This window comes from Pseudomonas sp. N-137 (genome assembly GCF_034555295.1).
GTDB classification, from domain to species: domain Bacteria; phylum Pseudomonadota; class Gammaproteobacteria; order Pseudomonadales; family Pseudomonadaceae; genus Aquipseudomonas; species Aquipseudomonas rhizophila.
In genome coordinates this window covers 39,103-63,031 of sequence record NZ_JAXUDQ010000032.1, presented here as the reverse complement: position 1 = coordinate 63,031, position 23,929 = coordinate 39,103, and the positions used below count along the sequence as shown (strand labels likewise).

General features: G+C 63.1%; 18 protein-coding genes. 6 read left to right on the top strand and 12 right to left on the bottom strand.

What is annotated here, in order from left to right; genetic code table 11:
• Both T3A99_RS26815 and T3A99_RS26810 read left to right on the top strand, forming a co-directional pair.
• The gene (locus tag T3A99_RS26815; protein WP_047226796.1) at positions 1-762 is read left to right on the top strand and encodes a slipin family protein; all 762 of its coding nucleotides are present in this window, start codon (positions 1-3) and stop codon (positions 760-762) included.
• A gap of 426 nt (positions 763-1,188) precedes the next feature.
• Complete coding sequence (locus T3A99_RS26810) at positions 1,189-1,572, top strand: DUF6124 family protein (RefSeq protein WP_047226795.1); 384 nt, start codon at positions 1,189-1,191, stop codon at positions 1,570-1,572.
• A 792-nt stretch (positions 1,573-2,364) separates the two neighbouring features.
• On the opposite strand, the gene tagQ is transcribed toward T3A99_RS26810, so the two are convergent.
• From tagQ to tagH, 12 genes are all read right to left on the bottom strand, one after another.
• Positions 2,365-3,294: a type VI secretion system-associated lipoprotein TagQ gene (gene tagQ / locus T3A99_RS26805; RefSeq protein WP_047226786.1), complete on the bottom strand. Its 930-nt coding sequence runs from the start codon at positions 3,292-3,294 to the stop codon at positions 2,365-2,367.
• Between the two features lie 85 nt (positions 3,295-3,379).
• Positions 3,380-5,107 (bottom strand): formylglycine-generating enzyme family protein, encoded by a 1,728-nt coding sequence (locus T3A99_RS26800; RefSeq protein WP_322834968.1) that lies wholly within the window; start codon positions 5,105-5,107, stop codon positions 3,380-3,382.
• Complete coding sequence (locus tag T3A99_RS26795; protein ID WP_047226784.1) at positions 5,100-6,296, bottom strand: FtsX-like permease family protein; 1,197 nt, start codon at positions 6,294-6,296, stop codon at positions 5,100-5,102. The genes T3A99_RS26800 and T3A99_RS26795 overlap by 8 nt, the downstream gene beginning before the upstream one ends.
• On the bottom strand, positions 6,296-7,012 hold the full coding sequence (locus tag T3A99_RS26790) for an ABC transporter ATP-binding protein (protein ID WP_322835000.1): 717 nt from the start codon (positions 7,010-7,012) through the stop codon (positions 6,296-6,298). The genes T3A99_RS26795 and T3A99_RS26790 overlap by 1 nt, the downstream gene beginning before the upstream one ends.
• Positions 7,012-10,062 carry a serine/threonine-protein kinase gene (locus tag T3A99_RS26785; protein WP_173406409.1) on the bottom strand — a complete coding sequence of 1,017 codons (3,051 nt, stop codon included), beginning with the start codon at positions 10,060-10,062 and terminating at the stop codon, positions 7,012-7,014. The genes T3A99_RS26790 and T3A99_RS26785 overlap by 1 nt, the downstream gene beginning before the upstream one ends.
• Entirely contained in the window at positions 10,059-10,790 is a 732-nt protein-coding gene (locus tag T3A99_RS26780; RefSeq protein ID WP_047226781.1) for a PP2C family protein-serine/threonine phosphatase, read from the bottom strand. The genes T3A99_RS26785 and T3A99_RS26780 overlap by 4 nt, the downstream gene beginning before the upstream one ends.
• Entirely contained in the window at positions 10,791-11,444 is a 654-nt protein-coding gene (gene tagF / locus T3A99_RS26775; protein ID WP_173406408.1) for a type VI secretion system-associated protein TagF, read from the bottom strand.
• On the bottom strand, positions 11,441-14,941 hold the full coding sequence (gene tssM, locus T3A99_RS26770) for a type VI secretion system membrane subunit TssM (RefSeq protein WP_076383102.1): 3,501 nt from the start codon (positions 14,939-14,941) through the stop codon (positions 11,441-11,443). Before tssM ends, tagF begins: the two co-directional genes overlap by 4 nt.
• Positions 14,938-16,257, bottom strand: coding sequence for a DotU family type VI secretion system protein (locus T3A99_RS26765; protein WP_173406406.1), 1,320 nt, complete (start codon positions 16,255-16,257; stop codon positions 14,938-14,940). Before T3A99_RS26765 ends, tssM begins: the two co-directional genes overlap by 4 nt.
• Before the next feature lie 6 nt (positions 16,258-16,263).
• Entirely contained in the window at positions 16,264-17,598 is a 1,335-nt protein-coding gene (gene tssK / locus T3A99_RS26760) for a type VI secretion system baseplate subunit TssK (protein WP_107323116.1), read from the bottom strand.
• 15 nt (positions 17,599-17,613) lie between these two features.
• Positions 17,614-18,114, bottom strand: coding sequence for a type VI secretion system lipoprotein TssJ (tssJ, locus tag T3A99_RS26755; RefSeq protein WP_047226776.1), 501 nt, complete (start codon positions 18,112-18,114; stop codon positions 17,614-17,616).
• 50 nt (positions 18,115-18,164) lie between these two features.
• The gene (tagH, locus tag T3A99_RS26750) at positions 18,165-19,637 is read right to left on the bottom strand and encodes a type VI secretion system-associated FHA domain protein TagH (RefSeq protein ID WP_173406405.1); all 1,473 of its coding nucleotides are present in this window, start codon (positions 19,635-19,637) and stop codon (positions 18,165-18,167) included.
• A gap of 405 nt (positions 19,638-20,042) precedes the next feature.
• On the opposite strand from tagH, the gene tssA reads away from it, so the two are divergent.
• From tssA to T3A99_RS26730, 4 genes are all read left to right on the top strand, one after another.
• Positions 20,043-21,080 (top strand): type VI secretion system protein TssA, encoded by a 1,038-nt coding sequence (gene tssA, locus T3A99_RS26745; protein WP_322834967.1) that lies wholly within the window; start codon positions 20,043-20,045, stop codon positions 21,078-21,080.
• Positions 21,081-21,160: 80 nt separating this feature from the next.
• Positions 21,161-21,676, top strand: coding sequence for a type VI secretion system contractile sheath small subunit (tssB, locus tag T3A99_RS26740; RefSeq protein ID WP_047226773.1), 516 nt, complete (start codon positions 21,161-21,163; stop codon positions 21,674-21,676).
• Between the two features lie 15 nt (positions 21,677-21,691).
• On the top strand, positions 21,692-23,188 hold the full coding sequence (tssC, locus tag T3A99_RS26735; protein WP_047226772.1) for a type VI secretion system contractile sheath large subunit: 1,497 nt from the start codon (positions 21,692-21,694) through the stop codon (positions 23,186-23,188).
• A 225-nt stretch (positions 23,189-23,413) separates the two neighbouring features.
• Positions 23,414-23,902 (top strand): Hcp family type VI secretion system effector, encoded by a 489-nt coding sequence (locus T3A99_RS26730; RefSeq protein WP_047226771.1) that lies wholly within the window; start codon positions 23,414-23,416, stop codon positions 23,900-23,902.
• The last annotated feature ends 27 nt before the right edge of the window (positions 23,903-23,929 follow it).

The window sequence follows — 23,929 nt, the reverse complement described above, 5'->3', positions numbered from 1 at the left end:
ATGGGTATGCAAATCGGTTTCACGATGCTGTTGTTGCTGTTGATAGCACTGGCGGCTTCAACGTTCCGGATCCTGCGCGAATACGAACGCGGGGTGGTTTTTCAGCTCGGCCGGTTCTGGCAGGTCAAAGGGCCCGGGCTGATCCTGCTGATTCCCGTGGTGCAGCAGATGATCCGCGTCGACTTGCGCACAATTGTCCTCGACGTACCGGCGCAGGACGTGATCACCCGCGACAACGTCTCGGTGAAGGTCAACGCGGTGTTGTACTTTCGCGTGCTCGATCCACAGAAGGCGATTATCCAGGTCGAAAACTTCCTCATGGCGACCAGCCAACTGGCCCAGACCACCTTGCGCGCCGTTCTCGGCAAACATGACCTGGACCAATTGCTGGCCGAGCGCGAGCAACTGAACAGCGACATCCAGCAAGTGCTGGACGCCCAGACCGACGCCTGGGGTATCAAAGTGGCCAACGTGGAAATCAAGCACGTGGATCTCAATGAATCGATGATCCGCGCCATCGCCCGGCAAGCCGAAGCAGAGCGGGAACGACGGGCCAAGGTGATCCACGCCGAAGGCGAGTTGCAAGCCTCGGAAAAACTCATGCAAGCCGCCGAAATGCTCGGTCGCCAGCCTGGCGCCATGCAACTGCGCTACATGCAGACACTGGGCTCCATTGCCGGGGACAAGACCTCCACCATCGTTTTTCCGCTGCCGATCGAGTTGCTCAAGGGGATGGCGGAGTTGTCGCCCAACAAGTCTTGATCAATTGCGCAGGGCATGGAATTCCAAGCGAGAGATCAAAAAATCGCAGCCTTGGTAGCTCCTACACCCACTTCTGAAGGAGCTACCGAAGACTGCGATCCTTTGATCTTTTCCCCCGCCAAACCCTCGGACATTTCCTTCAATACGCAGCGTTGTTCATGAACTAGGCAGCGATTTCGAGCGCCGCTAACCTTTGTCCGTCATCGCAAAAAACGGTGACACGGACGTGCAAGTCCGATCTAGGAACGCATTCGTTATGGCTATTCGCCGAGCATTTTTCTATGCTCGCCGACTGTTATGGCGGCTGCGCGTGGGAGACTTTCGGGTCTGCCGGGTTCCTGGACCGGTCTTGCACACCTACGTACAGCTGCCACCTTTTTCGAAGTGCAATCGATGGGTGTCAGCTCCACCTCCAGGGAAATCATTATGTTCAAAGCAACACCGAATCCGCCGCAAAGCGGCCATAAATCCCGCGTCGAAGCCCTCGAAGAAAAAAAGCTCGAAGACGCCGCCACCCGCGCCCTCGATTACTACCTCAAACCCCAGCCTTCCTCACCGTCCGAACCTGACAAAAACCAGCTCTTCATTGTCGCCCCCCACATCGACACCGAAACCCTGCTCGCCAACGCCTCAGAAGACCTGCTCTCCATCAGCACCATCGCCGCCGACCTGGCTGACGATGTCGATGACTCACGCCGCTGTGTAGCCCTGGCGATCAGCCGCATGGCCGATGGGGTTCAGTTGTTGGTTGAACGGGCGTTGGATCATTTGGAAACGAAGGAGATGGCGGCGCCTGGGACCAAGGGGTAGAGCTTTGCTTTGATGCAAACTGTGCCGACGCCATCGCGAGCAGGCTCGCTCCCACAATTGGATTGGAGTACGACCGGGAGAACCAGGCCGGCTGTCAGGCCGCCTCGCGAGCAAGCTTTGCTCCCACAAGTGCCTGCTCAAACAGGTCCGATTGATGCACAGCCGCATGAGATAGGTCGGCTGTCAGGCCGCCTCGCTTTTGATTTTGATCTGGGGGCCCCGTTAACCACGCTGGCCGAACGCAGGTATTGCGTAGTGGGCATCCCGGCATGGATGCCGGGATAGCCGCGCTGGGCCATGGATGGCCCTTCGCGGCGGGCCCACGGAGCAATGCCGGAGTGAGGGCACACCGAGCCTAAGCGAGGTGCCGAGTGGTGGGGCAAGACCTTTTGGTTACTTTTGGGGCGTTTGCCAAAAGTGACCCGCCGTAAGGGCGGAACCGCCAGCAGCCGCTACCGCAGCAACGGATATGTACCCAGTCAACCAAATCCTGGCCGGCTATCAGGCCGCCATCGCGAGCAGGCTCGCTCCCACAGTTTGATCGACGTACAACCGGGAGAGCCAGGCCGGCTGTCAGGCCGCCTCGCGAGCAAGCTTTGCTCCCACAGGGGATTGAGAGCAGTCGCGGATATTCAAACCAACACAAAACAAATGTGGGAGCGAGCCTGCTCGCGATGGCGGTGTATCAGTCAACATTGATGTCAACTGAACCACCGCTGTCGCGAGCAGCCTCGCTCCCACAGGTTTTTGTGCGCTGATCACTCCCTCGAGGGAATGATCAGCAACAGTCAATCAAACATTTGGGCAAGGCACCGGTGCCCAGTCACCCAGGTCCGGGTTTTTGCACATGCTGTTGACCTGGCTGGTGCCGGCGCTGGCGACCTGCTTGCTTTCATCCTGCTTGGCCTTGGCGGTCTGCAGAGTTTTTTCGGTGGTGACCGCTTCTTTCGGCACGGTTGGCAACACCGGCTTTTTCGCCGGTTTCACCGCTTTTTTGGTCTTGGTCGAAGCGACAACCGGCTTGGTTTCGGCGGTCGCTACGGTCACCACGTCAGTACGCTGCACACCCACTTGTTGCAGGTCTTTTTCATAGGCCTGGGTGTAGTTGTTCAGGTCTTCGGCGGCTTTGCCGTTGACCGCGACGATCAGGTCGTTGGACTCTTTCAGGCCGGAGACGATTTCTGCCAGGCGCTTGCGGCCTTCAGTTTCGTTGACGGTCTTGGCCTTGCGGTCGGCCACCAGCTTGGTGAACGCGCTCTGGTAGCACTGCTGCGAAGCCTTGGCGTACGCGGTGCTGCGATCGATATCGGCGGCGCTTTTGTTGACGTCAGCGGCGTAGGAGGCGATGCGCTGGTTGTCATCGGCGATCTGCTTCTGACGCTCGGTGTAGTAACCGGTTGCGCCACCGGCCAAGGCACCACCGGCGGCGCCGATGGCGGCGTTGCGGCCACGGTTTTCCGAATCGGTCAGCGCACCCAACAGGGCACCACCGACCGCACCGACGGCCGCGCCGGTGAGTACCGATTTGGTCATGTTCCCCTCGGTGGAGCGCAAGTGCTGCACCGGCTCGTAGCAGTTAGGGTAGTACTCGACCTTGGTGCTCGACGCGACCTTGGAAGTCGGCGACGTAGCGCAGCCGGTCAGGACGGTGCTGAAGCCGACAGCGACCATCAGCAGGTGACGCTTGGAAACCGAAGCAAAAGGTTTACGGGAGAAAAGCATGATTGTGTTCTCTTTTTAAGTGTTGACCAGCTCAGCACGGCCCACCGCCGTCTGAGTCCCTTCCAAGCTCGCTGACAATCAACGATCAAGACCGCTGACTGCTCGATGCGAGCAGTTCCTTCAATATCGCCGCCGGGTCGGCTCGTTTTTGCTGACGATACTGACCGACATGGCGAACGAATAACGTTGCGCGCGCCACCAGGCTCTTGCCCAGCACCGGCTTGCGCTCCAATTCCTCCTTGATGCGTTGAAACTGCGCCTGGATCACGGCATCGGTGTAACGCGTGCCGGTGGCCAGGTTGTCGATGTAAATCGCCACGGCGCCCTCGAGCGCGCTGCGGCCGTTGTTGATGGCCGTGGCGAACAGCTCGGCGCTGGCCTCGTCCTTGGCGTCCAAGGCCTGCTGGCGACTGTTCTGCAAATTGGTCAGGCGAATGTTGTAGTTATTGATGGTCTCGACCACCAGGGCCGCCGACTGGATCAGGTTGCCCGCCGCTTCCTCGCGCTGCTGGGCGATGAGCGAGACGTTGCGCTTGAGCTCTTCGTTGACCAGCCCCAGCTCGGCCTGCAGGCGTGGGTCGACGCTGGCGGCGATGATGCTGTCCAGGCGCTTGGTCGGGTCTTCGGCTTCATCGATGGCATCAGTCAGGGATGCGAGGCGGCCTTCTTTCTCCCATTGGGCGAACAGCTCTTTGTAACGTGAGCGCGGCGCCGACAATGCCCCGACCGCCACGCGGAACCCGGTGGTTTCGTTGCTTTGCTCGGTGCCGTCGGCGGCGAACAACGGATACTCGCGGCGCATTCCGGTGAACAGCGTGCCTTCGCCTTCCAGGTAGTTACCGCCCTTGACCACGAAGCCACCGTAGGCGCCCTGGCGGCGACCGGCATGCACCAGTTGGAAGGACTCCTGAACCATCTCGGCGGCGTTGCCGATCACGTCGAACAAGCCGATGGGATTCGGCAGTTTGATCCCGACGGGCATCAGCCGCGCCGCCTGGCCGGTGCCGCCAGCGACCTGATTGAACACCGCCCAGTCAGCCAGTGGCCCGTCGCTTTCACTGCCTTCCAGACGTCGGGGAAACAAGCGCCCTTCCAGGTCCTGGCGGCTGACGGCTTGCCCGCCACGGGCGGCGAATTCCCACTCGACTTCGGTGGGCAAACGCACGAAGCCCAGCCCGCCGTCTTCGGCGGAGGTGCCGCGACCGCTCACCGGCAGCAGATCCTTGTGGTATTTCATCAGCCAGGCGCTGTACACCGCCGCAAAACGTTCGGCCTCGAACTTGGACAGTTTCACCTTGGGCAAACGCCCGGCCATGCCTTGGGGCAGCTCGGTTTTGAGGGTCTCGCAGGCCGGCGCGGGTTCGCCGCTGGCCAACGACTGCGCCTGGGCCATGACCTGGGCGTATTGGCGAGCGGTGACCTCGTATTTGCCGATGAAGTACAGCATCGGTTTGAGCGGGGTCTTGGCGTCAGCCTTGGGCATCAACGGCGCGATGGTTTTGTTCCAGTCCTTGGGCAGGTCCTTGAGGGTGAACTGGCCGTTGATGAAGTCCCGACGGTAACCGGAAATGAACGACTGCTTATAGCCGGCCTCGCCCTCGCTGAACGGGTAGCCAAGGCTGATCTCCCGATCATCCAGGGTGCCTTGGGCGAGGATGTAGACGTAACGGAACACCATTTGCCCTTCGCACGGCAGCGGCAGGCTGACGTCACCGGGCAGCGGTTTGGGGTTGTCCAGTTTTTCGGTGCTTTCGTCGGCCCAGGTTAAACCGGCCAGGCTCAGCGCCACGGCGGCGCCCAATAACTTATACATCGCGAATTCCTTCACACGCCTGGATGCGCGCCACCCGCCAGCCACCACAAGCCGCCGCCACGGCGCTGACGCCGAGCACGGCCACCAGGGCCAAGGTGTAGTGACGCGGCAACAGATGGCTGGCGTACTCGCCCGGCAACTGCGCAAATAAATAATTGAGGCCCGACTGCGCCAGGCCATACAGCCCGGCACTCAACAAGGCCGCCAGTGCGGCGCTGTAGAGCGCCTGCAACACCACGAACAACAACAGCGCCGCCGTAGAAACCCCCAGCAGGCGCAACACCGACAGTTCCCGGCGCTTACGCTCGACCGCCGCCAGGGCACCGGCAAAAATCGCCGCGAACGCTCCCGCCAACGCCAACCCGGCGATGATCCAGAACACGATCGACAGGTTGCGGCTCAGCGATTGCACCTGTGCGATGGTCTGGGCCTGGGTGGACACCAGCAGGTTCTGCGCCGCGAAATACTCGCGCAGCGGCTCCACATCACCCAGGTTGCGGGCGTACAGGCGAAACGCCGGGTAGACCCGCTGCGCGCTCTGCCCCACCGCGTCGCCCGGCCAGCCGAACGCGGGCACGGCGCGACCGTCGCGGTAATCCTCGGCCGCTTCCAGCAGCGCCAGCGGCGCGAACAAACCATCCCGGGCAAAGGCTTGCAGCGGCAGTACGTGCAACACCTGCACGCGCGTGCGCTGCGCCTCGCTACGACCGGCCACCTGCCGACCGAAACTGGCCTGCAGCCAATCACCGGCCCTGGCGCCGAGTTTTTCGGCGGCGGTGTGGCTGAGCACCACTTGATCCAGGCCTTGCGGCACCGGCAGGCGCTCAAACAAAGGATCATTGGCCGCCGTGGGGATCATCTCGACGGTGACGGGCTCAGCCTCGCGGCTCAAATCCGCAGTGGCCGCAATCTGCCGCGTGCGGGCCAGGGCAAACGCCACGTCGTTGCGCCGGCCCAATTGCTCGACGAACTCAGCGCTGAACCGGCCGCCGCCCAGCGGGATGATTTCCCGGGTAGCCGGGTCATTCTCCAGGCGCTCGGTGAGGCTGCTGACCAGACCGAATTTCAGGCCGAACAGCACCAGCAACGGCGCCACCACCGCCACCAGCGCCAGCACCGAACAGGCCGACAGCCAGGCATCGTTGCGGTAATCCTGCCAGGCCAGGGAAGCCACCAGCGCGCCGCGCATCAGCAAGCCTCCCCGAGGGTTGCGGTGACGCCACCATCGGCGTCGCGACGACAACTGATGCGCCGCACCTGCAAACCGCTGGCGCGGGCCAGTGACTCATCGTGGGTGGCGACCACACAACACACACCGTGATCGCGGGCCTGGGCCACCAGCAACCGCATGACCCGCTCAGCGCTCAGTGGGTCGAGGGCTGCGGTGGGTTCATCCGCCAGCAACAGGCGCGGCCCATGCGCCAAGGCGCGGGCGCAACTGACCCGCTGGCGCTGGCCGACGGACAAATCCGCCGGCTTCTTGCCCAGTTGGTCGGCGATGTCCAGTTGACCGACCAGGCGCGTGACGCTGCCGTCATCCGCCATGCCAAGCAGTTTGCGCGACAACTCGATGTTGCCGCGCACGTCCAGAAAACCCAGCAAACCACCGGTTTGCAGCACATAACCTAGATGCCGGCTGCGCAGGTCCGCCAAGGCGCCTTGCTGCCCCGCACGCCACAGCGCGGCGATGTCCAACGGCGTGTTGGCCGGTGTGAAGTCAAACTGCCCGGCCTGATCCGGCGCCAGCACCAAGGCCAGCAGATCCAGCAAAGTGCTCTTGCCGCAACCGCTGGGGCCGACCACCGCCAGTTGTTCGCCGGCACGCAATTGCAGCCGTGGAATCACCAGGCTGTAGCGCTGGCTGCCGACGCCCCGGCTTTTGTGTACGGCGCTCATATTCAGCATCACGGCAGCGTCGACAATGGAACGCGGTACAGGGCATCGCCCGGCTCGGCATCGCCGAACCGCACCCAGTTGGCCAGATCGTTGTGGAAGGTCTCGTAGAGGCGGATTTTCGAATCCAGCTCGTCGATGAAATCTTCCTGCTCGGCCACGCTCAGGGACAGCCACAAATCCTGGGTCATGTTCAGCGACTTGCTGCGGTACGGCAGCCCTTCGAGGTACTCACCGAGAATCCCGCCATCAGCCAGGTTGCCGCCCTTGCGCAACGCCGAAGGATCACGGCTCATGTAGGCACTGGCGCTGGCGATTTCCTGGAAGAAATCCTTGGGCGAAGTCTGGGTCTTGCGCGCCGCATCGACGATCAGCTTCAGCGACTGCTGCAAGTCGTTGAGTTGCAGTTTGGTCAGCATCACGCACACCTGGAACGCCGGCAGCGCCGGGTTGGTCAGGTCACGGTCGGCAGTCCAGGCGCTGACCAATTGCGGGGCCTGGCTGGCGGATTTGCGTCCCAAAAAGTCCATGTGCATCGCGTAGCCCACCGCCGCCGATTTATCGCTCAGGCTCGGCGCCGCGCCCAACTGCGGCACGCTTTGCGGTTTGTTGCTGCGCACCTGGTGCACCAGGTCGGCGAACACCGAGCCGATCTCGTCGACGCGCTCACCCAACTTGCGCACATCGGCGCCCGGCACCGGAATGTACAGGTCACCGATCTGCGGGTTGGCGTCGGCGGTCAGGGTGCGATATTGGCTCTGCGCACCGCCGTGGGTTTTCTTGCCAGCGTCGCTGAGCAGGTGCAGAGCGTAGATCTTGATCTGTTTACCCAGCGCCGCCTGCCGCACTTCGGCCTCGTTCATTTGCGTGGCGGCAAACGGATCGTTCTTGCGCAGGGCGCCAGCGTCGGTGACCAACAGAATCAGGCGCCCGCCATAGCCGGACCAGTCCATGCCCTCCACCGCCTCCATGACGCCGGCAAACGCATCCTCGTTGAACGAATGGCTCGACACCGTGGACGCCTTGACCTGTCGCGCCATCTCCATGAAGCGTTGCGGGTCGCGGCCCTGCTCCAAGGTGATCAAGGTCTTGGCGACGTATTCCAGGCCGGGGGTTTTCTGGGTGCTGCTGCGAAAACCCACCATGCCGAAGCTGACACTGTCTAGCTCGCCACGCTCGGCGATGCGGCTTTGCAGTTCGTGGACCACGTCGCGGACCTGATCGATGTAGGGCTGCATCGACACGGTGGTGTCCACCACCAGCACCACGGCGGTACGGAACGCGTCGGCGCTGGCGGTGCTGATGGGCGTGTTGGGGGTAGCCTTCGGCGTGTTGCCGGGATCGATGGAGGCCACGTTCAGCAACTGCACCGGCTGGCCGGTCTCATCGAAGCTTTCGCGGGAATCGAAGATCGGCAACAGGTAGAACTGATTCTGCGGCACGGCGCTGGCGGCCGGTTCCAGGGCCAGCACTTGCTGATTGTCTTCACGGTTCTGCTGGGCCTTGAGCAAGACATTCCTGGCCGCTGAAGGGTCGGCCAGCAGCTTTTCCACTTCGCCGGGCTGGCGCAGGAACATTACCGGCGCACGGCCGGAACGCTCGGTGAACTTGAGCACCAGGCTTTGCTTCCAGTCGCTGACCTGCGTGGCCGGCAACCAGCCGTCGCTGCGCCCGTCCGTGGCCGCGCCGACCCGCAACCAGGGGCTGCCATCGAGGTCTTTACGCTCATACACGTACAGCACGGAAAACGCCGGCAACGCCTTGCCCGGCGCAGCGCCCGCTTCTTCAGTGAGCTTGGCGCCCGGTTTGCTCAGCACTCGCTGGAACAGGGTTTTCTTGCCAGCCATCAACAATGGACGCTGGCCGCCATCGGCCTGCGTTGCCACAGGCGGTTTTGCCGGGGGCACTTCCGGAGTTTTCACCGGTGGTGGATTTACCGGCGGCGTCGAGACAATCGGCGGCTTCGTGGCTTCTCCACCATCGCCCGACAGCCACCAATAAGCCCCACCCCCCAACGCCAGCGCCACGGCCACCGCGACGGCGGCCAGGGCGAATAGCGGGGTCTTGGGCTGCGACGAAACGCTAGAGCGTTGAGTCGGGCTCACCGGCGGCGGGGTTGGCTTGGGCTGGGATTGCGGCTGTGCCGGCCCTGTCGGAATATCGATGGACACCGGAGTCAATCCAGCCAGGTCATCGCCGCTCGGTGGCGTCGACACGGGCAGCGGCAACGGCCGGATCAGCGTCGCTTGCGCCGACTCCTCGGGCAGATTGTCCAGCGCCCGCAAGAGAGCCGCTGCATCCGGGAAACGCTCCGCCGGGTCTTTGGCCAGCAGTTTGCGCAGTACGTCCTGGTAATGACCGTGATGCACCGGCAACTCCGGCAGCGGTTCGGTCAAGTGCGCCAGGGCCGTGGACAGCGCGTCGTTGCCGGTATACGGCAGTTTGCCGACAAGGATTTCGTAGAGCACCACGCCCAGGGCATACAGGTCGGCCCGACCGTCGATGTCTTGCCCACGGGCCTGTTCCGGGCTCATGTAGCTGGGCGTGCCGACGGCGAAACCGGCCTGGGTGAATTGGGTGCGGTCGTCCAGGGACTTGGCGATGCCGAAGTCCGAGAGCACCGCCGTACCGTCAGCGCGGAACAGGATGTTGGCCGGCTTGACGTCACGGTGCACCAGGCCCAAGCCATGGGCGTAGCCCAGGGCCGAGGCAATCTGGCGGATGTAGATCAGGCCCTGCTCCGGCGACAGGCCGGCGGCGATGCGCTCCTTGAGCGTGCCGTTGGGCAGGTATTCCATGGCCATGTAATACAGCTCACCGACGTTGCCGATGTCATGGATGGTGACCGTGTGCGGATGGGACAGACGCGCCAGGGTCTTGCCTTCGCGCAGGAAGCGCTCGCAGAACGTCGGGTCGGCCGCCAACGCGGCCGCCATGACTTTCAGCGCCACCTTGCGCTCCAGCGAGCGCTGGGTCGCCAGGTAGACGCTGGCCATCGCGCCTTCACCGATCGGCCCTTCGATGTCGTAGCCAGGGATGACAATGTTCAAGGTCAAGCTCATGACGGCACCTTCACGACAACCACAGTGATGTTGTCCGGCGCGCCACGCATCAGGCCCAGGGACACCAGGCTGCTGGCGATCTCACCGGGATCGTCGTGGTTCAGGACTTCACGGATTTCATCGTCCTCGACGGTCTTGGTCAGGCCGTCGCTGCACAGCAGGTAGCTGTCGCCGGGCACCAGCAGCAACTCGACCATCGCCAGATTCAGTTGCGCCTCGACCCCGATGGCACGGGTAACGATGTTGGCCCGTGGATGCACCCGGGCTTCGGCTTCGCTGAGCAGGCCACTGTCCTGCAGGTCCTGGACGTAGCTGTGATCGCGGGAGATGCTGTCGAGCTTGCCGTCGCGCAGGCGATACAAACGACTGTCACCGGCCCACAGGCACATGCCGCGCAGGTCCCGCGCAACCAGCACCACCACAGTGCTGCCCATCATGGTCACGCCACGGTTGGCGGTTTCTTCACGCACGGCGGCGTTGACCCGCAGCAAGTCGCTGTGCAGCGCGGCGACGTATTCGTCCAGCGAACGGCCCGCGGCAATGCCGCGCAGGCTGTCGACGATCAGACTGCTGACGTAGTCGCCCGCCGCGTGCCCACCCATGCCATCGGCGACCACCCACAGGCCGTTTTCCGGCAGTTCCAGGCACGCGTCTTCGTTGACCTGGCGAACCATGCCGACATGGCTCTTGCTTGCAGACTTGAAGGCTTTCCCAGCACTTGGACGCATCTACACAACACCTTCTTGGCCGAGCAAAAATTGCGCAAAATCAGCGGCGGCCGGCAAACCCTGGCAGCGCATCAGACCGGGCGCGATACGTTCCGAACCCTGGCCCCACCACACGCTCACGCCTTCGCAGGCCGCTTCGGCCAGGGCGCTCATGCGCCGCTGCGGGTCGGTGGCGTCGAAGCGATGCAGGCTGGCAAAGCGGCTGCCCGGCGTGCGCGGCAGATACATCGGGCTGCCGAGGGTCTCCAACTGTTCGTTGAACGCTTCGAAACTGGCCTCCACACTCAACGTGCTCAGCAACAGGTTCTCCACCCGCTCAAACCACTCGTCCGCACCGCCCACCACGGACGCCGGGTCCGCGTCGGGGTCCAGCAACACCGCGACGGTCAGCGGAAAATAGCGGCCGACCCGATCGATACTCGGCATCACCACGCCCACGGCGGCGTCGGGCCCACAGACCCCGGGCGCGACCATGAAGCGCCACAGCGGGCTGACCAGATAGGCATCCAGCCAACGCTCGCCCAGGCCGGTCTGGCTGGCGAGCAATCCCGCCGCCAGCCACGAATCCCACGGGCCGATAAAACTCTGGGGCAAGCCCCGGCTGACGAAGTCCCCGCGGCTGGCCAACTTTCCATAGAAGCCCGGTGTACTCATAGACGCTCCGGCAGGCTGAAGCCGCTGAGCACGCGGCTCTTGAACGGGTTGAAGGCACTGTTGGCCCGCAGCTCGTAAGAGGCGCTGGCGCCGTCGACCCGCAGCCGCAGGTTGAAGCGGTCTGGCGAGTTGCCGGCGGTCAGGTCCGATTGTTCCAACAGGCGGAACCAGGCCCACGGGCCGTCCAGAGTGATACCAGAACGACCATTGGCCGAGGGCGGCAGGATCGAGATCCGTACCACGCCGATGCTGCCGGGGTTGGGCCACTGCATGGCGGTCGGACGACTCGGGCCGTGGTCGTAGCTCAGTTGCTGGCCGTCGAGGTCGAGCAAAAACTGGGTGATGGTCGAGTCCATCGCCACCGGCTTGAGCTCGAAGCGCACCATCGGCTGGGTGCCGCCGGAACGGAAAAACGCATCGCGGATGGTGGCCGCACGCTGGAAGGTTTGCAGCACGCCAGGGGCGATACCGAGCTTCTGTGCCGCACCCGGCTGCCAGCGCCAGGCCGGGGTCGAGGTGTCGACGTAGGGCTGCAGGTATTTGCGGAAGTAGTTGTCCATCACCCCGCCGACGCCGAAGAACTGACCGAAGTCGTCCAGGGTTGCGTCCCGCGCACTGCCCGGCGACATGGGATAACGACCGGCCAGGGATTGGCGGTAGATGTTCACCACTTCGCTGGTCCAGGCGGCGTTCAGTTGATTGCGCACCCCGCCCATCATGCTGTTGGTGGTGGAGTTGACCACCGATTTGACCAGGCCTTGCACCAGCGGCGGCTGGCGTTCGGCGTTGAGGCTGACCCGTGTGGCAGCAGCCTGGGCCTGGTTCTTGGCTTCGCCGAGCAGGGCGTCGCCGCTGGCGCCGACCATGGCGCTGACCTGCACGTACAAGGCATTCATGTCGGCGAGCAGGCCATCGATAGCCGCCGGTTCGCCTTCGTTTTTGCTGACGATGCTGTTGAGCTCGGCGAAATGCGCAGTGACCGGATCAACGCTGGCCTGGGGTGCGTTTTGCGCCGCTTGCTCCTGGCCGAGCAAGCTGCCCAGGCGCTCCTTGAGCTTGTCCACACCGCCTTCGACCTGCTCGCCTTGGGCCGCCAGCAAGCGTTCCTCCTGTTGCAGGTCGGTCTCTTTCGCCACCGCCACCAGCAGTTTTTTCAACGGCGAACTTGGCCCGGACAGGACCCGCAAGACATCGGCGGCCTGGGCCACGCTGGTGATCGGCACAAAGTCGATGTCGGCCAGCAAGGCGTCCCATTGGCGCTGATAGTCCTGGAAATACAGGCGGCGCACTTCGGCGGCCAGGCTGGCGACGTCCTGCTGCCCGGCCTCGTCGCGACCCAACACCCATTGCTCTTCAGCCAGCGTTCCAGCCTGGTTCAAGCTGGTGAGCAAAAAGCCCTGACGGTAGCCCTTGACCGTGAAGAACCCGCTTAGTGGCTCGCCCAAGGGTTTGCCGCTCTTGCGGCTGAACACCAGTGCAGCGTCGCGCCCGGCGGCTTCGTTGAGGCGAAAATCTGCGATGCCCTCGGGCAGTTTCTGGCGCTTGACCCGGTCATAGACGCGCTGGGCCACGGGCAGTTGCTGCAATTGCCGGCGCAGGTCTTCGATCAAGCGCGGGTCCAGGCGGGCGGTGGGCGGACGACGCTCGAACAGCGCCTGTAAATGCTCGCCCAGGGCCAGCCGTTGATCGGCCGGCAGATCACGCGGCAGGCTGCGGTCCCAATCCAGGGCAACCCAGGCCTTGATGAAGTCGGCATCGTAGTGCTCGTTGTCAGCGAGCATCAGGTAGGCCTTCAATCCTTCATAGAGGAAATCCGAACTGCCGCCGCTGTGCAGTTGCTCTTCGATACGCGTCAGCAAGCGTGGCGCGAACACGGCGATCAGCAACTTGCGATAGACACTGCCGGACTCGGCTTCGAGCATGTCGCCCTGATACAGACCCAGGCCCTCGGCCCAATCGGGCGCGTCGTCGGCCAGGTGCTTCACGGCGTTGAGCAATGGCAATACGGCGAGGACATCGCGTTGTGCCGGACTGAGGCTCTGCACGGCCTGACCCAGCGGCGCGACTTTCTGATCGACCTGGGTGATGTACGCCTGGTTGGCCCGATAGCTGATCCACCACAACGTCGAAACCACCAGCACCAAAGCCACAGTGGAGGCCAATACGCCCCGGGCGATCCACTTGCGTCGACGCTCGACCTTGGGATCGACGCCCACCAACCCACGCTCGGCGAACGCCACGGCGGTGAAGAGTTTTTCGATGAAGTAACTGCGCCCGGTGCCGGTCTGGCGTGCCAGGTGCTGACGGTCCAGATTCATGCTCTGGGCCATGGAGCCGATCAAGCGATCGATCGGGCTGCCTTCCTGGGTGCCGCTGGTGAAATACACCCCGCGCAGCAGCACACGCTCTTCGAAGGCATTGGGTTTGAACACGCCTTCGAGGAAACTTTGCAGACAATCTTTCAGCGCGCCGAACTGTTGCGGGAAACCGTAGATCAAGTCGCGCCGCGCCGGGTCGCGCTCTTGCTGCAAGCGTTCCACCAGGCGGTCGTTGAGGCGCTGCTCAAGGCCGGCGAATTCGCTTTGCAGATGCGCCAACGGGCTGTCGTTGCTCTTGCCATCGTCCAGGGCGAAGGTCATGCCCCAGACCTGGGCGCGCTCTTCCTTGCTCAGGCTGTCGAAGAACTCCATGAACCCGGGCACCAGGTCGAGCTTGGTCAGCATCAGGTAGATCGGGAAGCGTACGCCCAGTTGGGTGTACAGCTCCTGGATGCGCAAGCGAATCGCCGCAGCATGAGCCGCGCGCTCGGCGTCGCTGCCCAGCAGCAGGTCCGACAGACTGATGGCAATGAACGCACCGTCAATCGGGCGACGGGCGCGTTGTTTTTTCAGCAGCCCGAGAAAGCCCAGCCACGCGGCCTTGTCGACAGTCGCGTCGCTGTCCTGAGTGGTGTAGCGGCCAGCGGTGTCGAGCAGCACCGCCTGGTCAGTAAACCACCAATCGCAGTTGCGCGTGCCGCCCACGCCCCGTACCGCGCCGGCGCCCAGTTGCGCGGCCAACGGGAAATGCAGCCCGGAGTTGACCAGCGCAGTGGTCTTGCCCGAACCCGGCGGGCCGATGATCACGTACCACGGCAGTTCGTAGAGGTTGCGGCGCTCGTCCCCACCCAGCTTGGCTTTCTTCAACAGCGCCAAGGCTTCGTCCATGCGCTGGCGCAGGGTTTCGAGTTCTTCGGCCGTCGCGATGCTGGTAGGGTCGGGCGGGGTTTGTGCGGCCAGGCTGCGCATGACTTCGGCGGCCTGCCGGCGCGCCTGGATGATGCGAAACACCCGGTAGGCGATCCACACCGCAAACACCAGGATGATCAACGCCCAACGACGGCCTTCGGGCACCAGCCAGTCCAGCAACGGGCCGACGAACCAGATGATCAGGCTCAGGGCGATCAGCCCCAGCAGCGGGATGACCCAGCGGATCATAAAACTGAAAAACGCCTTCACTCGACCCCCTCCGCCAATACTGTGATTTCAACCCGACGATTGCGCGCACGCCCCCCTGCGGTGGCGTTGGAAGCCAACGGCTCGGTGTCGCTGCGGCCTTCGGCGCTGAAGCGCTCGGCCTGGCCGGTCTTGGCCGAAAGGATTTGCAGCACCGACTTGGCCCGCGCTTCGGACAACGCCCAGTTGGATGGGAACCTGAGGGTGGCAATCGGGCGATTGTCGCTGTGGCCGGTCACCAGGACCTGGCCCTTGACCTTGCGAATGGCATCGGCGATGCGCAGCATCAGCGGCTCAAGATCGTCGGAGATGCTGGCGCTGCCCGAGGCGAACAGTTCATCGCCACGGATGGTCACCACCGAGCGATCCACGGCATCTTCCACCGCGACCCGACCGGCCCGGATTTCATCGGCCAGGAAACCGGCCAGGCGTGGTCGCTCGATTACATTGGGCTGCACCACGGGGCGGTCGATGGCCTGCACCGGGATTTCTCCCAGGGCATGGATGTTCTTGAACACCGGCTCGGCATCGGAAGCCAGTTTCATGCGCAGACCGAACAGCAGCGCTAGCAACAAGGCCGCGCCGATGGCTACGGCGATCCACGGCGGCATGAATTGCGCCAGCCGATCCCGGGCCACGGTGACGCCGCGCCAGTGCGGCGACAGCTCACGCTCGTAGTCGCCACGGGCGCTGCGGATCACCGCGCTGGTGCGCTCGCGCAAGGCTTCCAGTTGGCTGCGCCCGTCGTTCATCACCCGGTAGCGCCCTTCGAAACCCAGGCACATGCACAGGTACAGAAGCTCCAGTAGGTACAAGCGTTCCCGTGGACTTTGCAGGCAATGCTCCAGAAGCTGGAACACCTTCTCACCGCCCCAGGCTTCGTTGTGCACGGTGATCAGCAGGCTCTGTTTGCCCCAGTCGCTGGTGCCGCCCCAGGGGGTACTCAACACGGCTTCATCCAGGGCGGTGCACAGGGCGTAACGAGCCAGCAGCACGTCATTGCGCACCACGCCGGCGGCTTCGGCGCGCTCCTCGAATTGACGCAGGTACGCCAACAGTTGCGCCCGCAGACTGGCCGGAGCCGGATGGGCAATGGTGTTGCGCAGGCGCGTCAACAGCGCCAGCAGCGGACCGGCCGCGCTTTCCAGCGGGTTGAGGCCTTGGGCCTTGCCGGTCAGGACCGGGGCGGCCGGCATCGATAGCGGTGCGGGCGCCGGCTGTGGACGACCAGGGTCCGGACGGCCAGAGTCCGGGCGGAATGGGTCGGCGCCACGGCCACCGGGCGTCGGCATGAACTGAGTACGATCGTCGTTGCTCATCGCGGTTTATCCTCGGATCGCCCAGAAAGCCAGATTCAGCCCCGGGAACTGGCCGGCGATGTGGAACGCGAACCCGCCGGAGTTGCTCAATTGCTGCCAGTGATCGCTACCGCGGTCGAGTTCGTAGTAAGTGGAGCCGGCGTGGTACGGAAGCTGGCGTGGCGCCACCGGCAACGGCAGCAGGCCGATGCCCGGCAGCTGCAGGTTGACCAGATCGCGAATGTGCTCCACCGAACCGACCTTGCTCTGCTGGCCGAAGCGACCGCGCAGGGTTTCGGCCGGGACATCGGCACGCACCACCAGGATGAAACTGGCGCTCTCGAGCAGGGTCTTGTCGGCCAGCATCGCCACGTGGATGCCGTAGGCTTTCTCGACAATCGGAATCGGCGTGGCCTTGCTGTCGATCAGCATCGACAGGGCCTCACGCAGGGCTTGCATGACCGGCGCGTAGCTGAGCGCCAGGTCATCATGCTGGTATTGCGGATATTCTTGCGGCCGACGCCCCGAGGCGGTGAAGGTCGAGAACTCACCGGCCAGGCTGACCAGCTCGCTGTAGAACCGTTCGGGGTGCAACGGGCTCAACTGGCTCAGGTGCTGGATCAGCGGCTGCGCGCGGTTGACCAATTGCAGCAGCATGAAATCGGCGATCTCCGAGGCGCCCCCGGCACCGGACGCCACCACCCGCCCGGCGAGGGCTTCGCCGCGTTGATGGAGCAGGCCCAACAGTTCGCTGCGAAACGCGGCCAACGGTTTGGAGGCGGCCACATCCAGCAGCGGCGGGATGTAGCTGTCGTCCAGCACCAGGGCGCGGTCGGCGCGTTTCTCCTTGATGCGTACCAGGCCGATGGCGGCGTAGTCACTGATGCCGTCCTGCGCGGTCAACAGGCGCAAGGCCCGCGAACCCAAGGCAACCGGCGCGCGGTTCTCGAACGGTGCGTTATCGTCACGCACTTCGCACACTTGGCTCACGTAGCGCGCAGCGCCGAGGGCTTCACCTTCGTCAACGGTGTCACGCGCACCGGCACGCTTGAGCGGCAAAGCCAGATACACCAGACCATCGCGCAGGTTGTCATCGACGTTCAGCGGAGTCGGCGCCAGGTCATCCTCGGGGATGTTGAACGGTGTGCCGTCCGGCAGCAGGCCCCGCGCCGAAACGATCGCCAGCTTGCCCTGGGCCAGCAGGCCCTGGTCGATCAGCAATTGGGAAAAACCCCAGGCGCCGGCCGACAGCGGACGGCTACGGGCGTCGATGAGGTTTTCCAGGTAACGGTCATGCTGCTGGAAGTGCTGCGTTCCAATGAACATGCCTTCCGACCAGACCACGCGATTGTTCCAGGACATGGGGGCTCCGATTGCTTATTGGGCAGGGCTGGATGGGGGAACGACGACGGCGCTGCGCACGGCGCGCACGTCGAGGCTGATCTGGTATTCGGTGTATTGGCGCGGCGGGACATTCATCACCGTGCGCCACAGTGACCGGTCCAGTTCGCGATAGCCCACCAGCACGCCGATATGGCGGGTAGCCGGATCGAGATCGCGTTGCAGGCTCAACTGCTGACCGGGCTGGACCAGCACTTCGTCCTGATCGATCAGGTCGGCACCGAGGGTCGCCTGGGCCCGTTCGGCCAGGGCGAAATAATCGGAGCGGGCGAAGGTGGCGGCATTTTTCAGTTCGAAAATTCGCACCCGGACCGGCGCCGGATGGCCGGTGGCGCCGGGGTTGAGGCCGGCAATGGCGTGAAAGTGCAGTTCGACGGCGGCGGTGTCAGCCTCTTCGGACTGTGGATCGGCCGCATCCTTGGCGCATGCCGTCAGCAGAAGCACGGTGGCGACTGCGAGTAAAAACCTGAAAATCATCCTGCGTCCTCAATGACGTTTGAGCTATCCGTTGATTGCTTTTAAAAGTGTTATAGGCGGCGCTGTCGCGCGCTGTGCTCTTCGTAGGCGCGACTGAATTCGCGTCCGAACAGGTCCTGGAAATCCTCCTGGGCTTCCCGGGAAATGTTGCTGTAGAGCTCGGTGAATTGCTGCCAGTACTGAGCCTGTCGCGAGCCGTTGAAAATGCTCGACAGACCAGCGGGTTTGCCCATGCGCTCTTCCAGTTGCGCCGGCTCAAAGCGCGCCAGCAAATGCTTGATGGCCGCTTCCACGCCGGCCATCACTGCCAGTTGGTGAGCGCGCAGGTCGTCGAAGCTGTCACGCACCGCCACATCCGGCGCCATGAACGCCTGATTGCCATGGCGCAGCAGCAACAACATGGCCTCCTCGACATTGGGGGCGAACTTCAGCGGGTTGTTTTCCACCGGCTGGATCATCGTTTGCTGAATGCGGAACTCGCCCTTGAGGCTGCTGCGGGCACGCAAGACATCGATCAAGCCTTCGACCATCAGCCGATAGCTGCGCCCGATGCTTTCCATCTGCGCCTCGGCCTGGGCCTGGTCCAGGCGCAACTGATCCAGCCCGGCGCCGCGCAGGAAGGCTTGCAACAGGTCGGGCTGGGCGGCGTCGAGCGGCTTGGGCGGCGTGGCCGGGGTTTGAACGCTGGTCACCGGCGCCTCGCGCAGCGGCGCAGGTTCGGCGGTGGCGTGGACCTGAGGCGGGGGTGTCGGCACCGGCTCTACGACAGGCGGCTCTACGACAGGCCGCTCGACAACGGGCGGTGGCGCAACCGGTGGCGCAGCGACAGGAATCGGAGCAACTGCCACGGGCGCGGGCTTGTCGCTGAACGGGTCCCAGTCCTCCGGTATCACCGAGGCCGAGGCCTGCGCCACAGGCTCGATCACCGGCGGCGGGCTGGGAGCAGCAATGGGCGTCGGTGGACGGAAATCATGCTGTTGGGCCGGCACATGGTCAGGCTGGGTGGCCGGCGGGACACTGCCCGGGCTCAGGAAGTCGAACAGGTCGGGCAAGGTGTCCATGGCCGAGGCGCCCTGGAAATGGGCCGGGGGAGCCACGGGCATCGGCGTAGGTGTATTCAAGCCGGCACCCTGATGTCCCATCAAGGCTTCGAAGCTGCTGGGCGCCTCAGCGAACGGATTGCTGTCGGAGACTGGCAGGTTGAAATCCACCCGCGCCTGGATTTCATAATCGCCAATGCGGATAACTTCGCCGTCTTGCAGCGGCTCACTGTTGCCCTTGCGCAAACGGACACCGGCCTTGACCAATTCCACACCATTAGTGCTGTTATCGGTTAAGTAATAACGCCCGTCTTTGTATTGAATAACGCAATGTTTGCCGGAAACCAGGCGCTCAGGGTCCGGTAATACCCAGTCATTATCGGAATTACGGCCAATTGCCATCACTCCCTGGTCCATGGACTTTTCAGAACACTGGCCCGGGGTAATCTTGTGATAACTAGTGATAGTCAAACACAGCGCCATCTTGCCTCCTTGCTGAACACTTGCGCATGCGATCGAGTGCCGGGATCTACGCCCGAACGACTCGCCGACAAACCTTTGCAACCGACTGCGAAACGGCTTTTTGCCAGCATGATTGCTGATATTAACCCGCCTGCATGACAAAAAACCTGCATCAGTGCCTGCCTTGACCTACTGGTCGCGCAGGTTGTTAAGCGCCTCACAACTGTCACACAGGGGAAATAGCTTACCTTGACAAGCCATAAGTACTACACCAAAAATGCACAACTTCTTGAATATACGTGATGGCACTTTAAGATCATTAAGCATCTAAAGAGCCATTAGCCTCAAGGAACATGTGGAGTTCCATTCGGAACTTGCGTGTGCACTGCCCGAGTTATTCAGCGGGCGATAGGGAGATCGAACGAAGTGGATGTGCCTCTGCTGCTCGCCGCCGTATCCGCGACTTCGCCGTGCGGTGAAGATTTGGAATATGACGCGGATTTCTTGCGCCTGGAACGCGATTCCCAAGGTCAGCCCGAGCGCAGCATGGGCGATTCGATATTGCCTGCCGAACCCCCTGAGTGGCGCAGCATCCAGCAGCAAAGCCTGGACCTGCTGCAACGCAGCAAAGACCTGCGCATCACCCATTTCCTGCTGCAAAGTTCCCTGGCCCTGGAAGGCATACCGGGCCTGGCCCGTGTGTTGACGCTGACCAGCGAATTGCTCAAGCAGTACTGGGCCGAGCTGCATCCGCGCCTGGACGCCGAGGACGACAACGATCCCACCGTGCGCATCAACGCCCTCGCCGGCCTGACATCCGATATCACCATTGGCCTGCTGCGCGAAAGCATTCTGGCCCGCTCGCGCACCTTCGGTGCCGTGAGCCTGCGCGCCGCCGCCAATGCCAGCGGCCTGCAAAGTTTCCCGAATGAAAGCCTCGGCGCTGAACAGCTCGCCGGAGCCCTGCTCGACAGTGATCCCGAGCAGCTGGAAATCACCCGCGCCGCCCTGCTGGAAGCCCGCAGCGCCGCCGAAGCCATCGAGCAACACGTCAGCGATCAAGTCGGTTCCGCCCAAGGCGTGGACCTTGGCCCGCTGAAGCAACCGCTCAAGATGGCCCTGCAGATTCTCGGCCAGTTCGCCCCACAGAGCGGCGACAGCGCCCTGCCCGAAGTCATCAGCAGCGGCGACGACAACACCGCGCCGGTTGAACACGCCCCCGCGCCGAGCGCGGGCGCGCCACGCAGCACCGCCCCTGGCGAAATCAACAGCCGCGACGACGTGCTGCGCAGCCTGGACCGGATTCTCGCGTACTACGCCCGTCAAGAGCCCTCCAGCCCCCTGCCGGTGCTGTTGAATCGGGCCAAGATTCTGGTGAACGCCGACTTTGCGACCATCGTGCGCAACCTGATTCCCGACGGCATGAGTCAATTTGAAAACCTGCGCGGCCCAGACAGCGAATAAAAGCGAACGGATCACGCAGTCACGTCACCGGCACCCCCGATGACGCCAACACCGTCGCTCAAGCGACCAGGAGCAGCAACGTGGCGAAGCAAAGTTCTCAGAAATTCATCGCGCGCAACCGTGCGCCTCGAGTGCAGATCGAGTACGACGTCGAGCTCTACGGCGCCGAGAAAAAGGTCCAGTTGCCCTTTGTCATGGGGGTGATGGCGGACCTGGCCGGCAAGCCCGCCGAGCCTCTGGCACCTGTGGCCGATCGCAAATTCCTTGAAATCGATGTCGACAATTTCGACTCGCGCCTCAAGGCCATGCAGCCTCGCGTGGCGTTCCATGTTCCCAACGAACTGACCGGCGAAGGCAACCTGAGCCTGGACCTGACTTTCGAAAGCATGGACGACTTCAGCCCGGCGGCCGTGGCCCGCAAGGTCGACTCGCTGAACAAGCTGCTCGAAGCGCGCACCCAACTGGCCAACCTGCTGACCTACATGGACGGCAAGACTGGCGCCGAAGAAATCATCATGAAAGCGATCAAGGACCCTGCCCTGTTGCAGGCCCTGGCCAGCGCGCCCAAGCCCGCCGATAACGAGCCCAAGGCTTAATCAGGACGAATGATCATGAACGAATCAGCACGTGAAAATCAGTCCCAGGCCCTGGGCACCACCGAAGTACCCAGCGAGTTCGCCTCGCTGCTGATGCAAGAATTCAAGCCCAAGACCGAGCGCGCTCGCGAAGCCGTCGAAACCGCCGTGCGCACGCTGGCCGAGCAGGCCCTGGCGCAGACTGACCTGGTGTCCAACGACGCCATCAAGTCGATCGAATCAATCATCGCCGCCATCGACGCCAAGCTCACCGCCCAGGTCAACCAGGTCATCCACCACCCCGACTTCCAGCAGCTGGAAAGCGCCTGGCGTGGCCTGCACTACCTGGTCAACAACACCGAGAGTGACGAGCAGCTCAAGATCCGCGTGCTCAACATCTCCAAGACCGACCTGCACAAGACCCTGAAGAAATTCAAGGGCACCGCGTGGGACCAGAGCCCGATCTTCAAGAAGATGTACGAAGAAGAATACGGCCAGTTCGGCGGTGAACCGTACGGTTGCCTGGTGGGCGACTACTACTTCGACCAGTCGCCACCGGACGTGGAGCTGCTGGGCGAGCTGTCGAAGGTCTGCGCCGCCATGCACTCGCCGTTCATTGCCGCCGCATCGCCGACCGTGATGGGCATGGGCTCGTGGCAGGAACTGTCGAACCCGCGCGACCTGACCAAGATCTTCACCACGCCGGAATATGCCGGCTGGCGTTCGCTGCGTGAATCGGAAGACTCGCGTTACATCGGCCTGACCATGCCGCGTTTCCTGGCGCGCCTGCCGTACGGCGCCAAGACCGACCCGGTGGAAGCCTTCGCCTTCGAAGAAAACACCGACGGCGCCGACAGCTCCAAGTACACCTGGGCCAACGCCGCTTATGCGATGGCGGTGAACATCAACCGTTCGTTCAAACACTTCGGCTGGTGCTCGCGCATCCGTGGCGTGGAATCCGGCGGTGAAGTGGAAAACCTGCCAGCCCACACCTTCCCTACCGATGACGGTGGCGTGGACATGAAGTGCCCGACCGAAATCGCCATTTCGGACCGCCGTGAAGCGGAGCTGGCGAAGAACGGTTTCATGCCGCTGCTGCACAAGAAAAACACCGACTTCGCCGCGTTCATCGGCGCCCAGTCGTTGCAGAAACCGGCCGAATACGACGACCCGGACGCCACCGCCAACGCCAACCTGGCCGCGCGCCTGCCGTACCTGTTCGCCACCTGCCGTTTCGCCCATTACCTCAAGTGCATCGTGCGCGACAAGATCGGCTCCTTCAAAGAGAAGGACGAGATGCAGCGCTGGTTGCAGGACTGGATCCTCAACTACGTCGACGGTGACCCGGCGCACTCCACCGAGACCACCAAGGCCCAGCACCCACTGGCCGCCGCCGAGGTCATCGTCGAGGAAGTCGAAGGCAACCCGGGGTACTACAACTCCAAGTTCTACCTGCGCCCGCACTATCAGCTCGAAGGGCTGACTGTGTCGCTGCGCCTGGTATCGAAACTGCCTTCGGCCAAGGGTGCGTAAAAACCTGTTGAACGGTACGCGGTAAACATGTGGGAGCGAGCCTGCTCGCGATAGCGGTGGATCCGTCGCCACCTGCGTTGCCTGACACGCCGTCATCGCGAGCAGGCTCGCTCCCACAGGGGGTCTTCAGTGAATTGGAGATCGCCTTCGTAGCGTTCAGCAGAACAGATTTCGCAAGGTCGGCGTCAATCAAACAATGTGGTAGAGACCACACAGGGAGAAAACATGGCTGTTGATATTTTCATCAAGATCGGCGACATCAAGGGCGAGTCCATGGACAAGGCCCACAAGGACGAGATCGATGTCCTGAACTGGAGCTGGGGCATGTCCCAGTCCGGCAACATGCACGTGGGCAGTGGCGGTGGCGCGGGCAAGGTCAACGTGCAGGACCTGTCGCTGACCAAGTTCGTCGACAAGGCATCGCCCAACCTGATGATGCATTGCGCCAGCGGCAAGCACATCGACAAGGTCAAGCTGACCGTGCGCAAGGCCGGTGGTGAAAGCCAGGTCGAGTACATGATCATCAATCTTGAAGAAGTGCTGATCACGTCCCTGAGCACCGGCGGCTCGGGCAACGATGATCGCCTGACCGAAAACGTCACCCTGAACTTCGCCAAGGTGATGGTCGACTATCAGCCGCAAAAAGCCGACGGCACCAAGGAAGGCGGCCCGGTCAAGTTCGGCTGGAACATCCGTCAGAACGTCAAGGTGTGATCGAACACGCCCCCGGTGCCAGGCGCC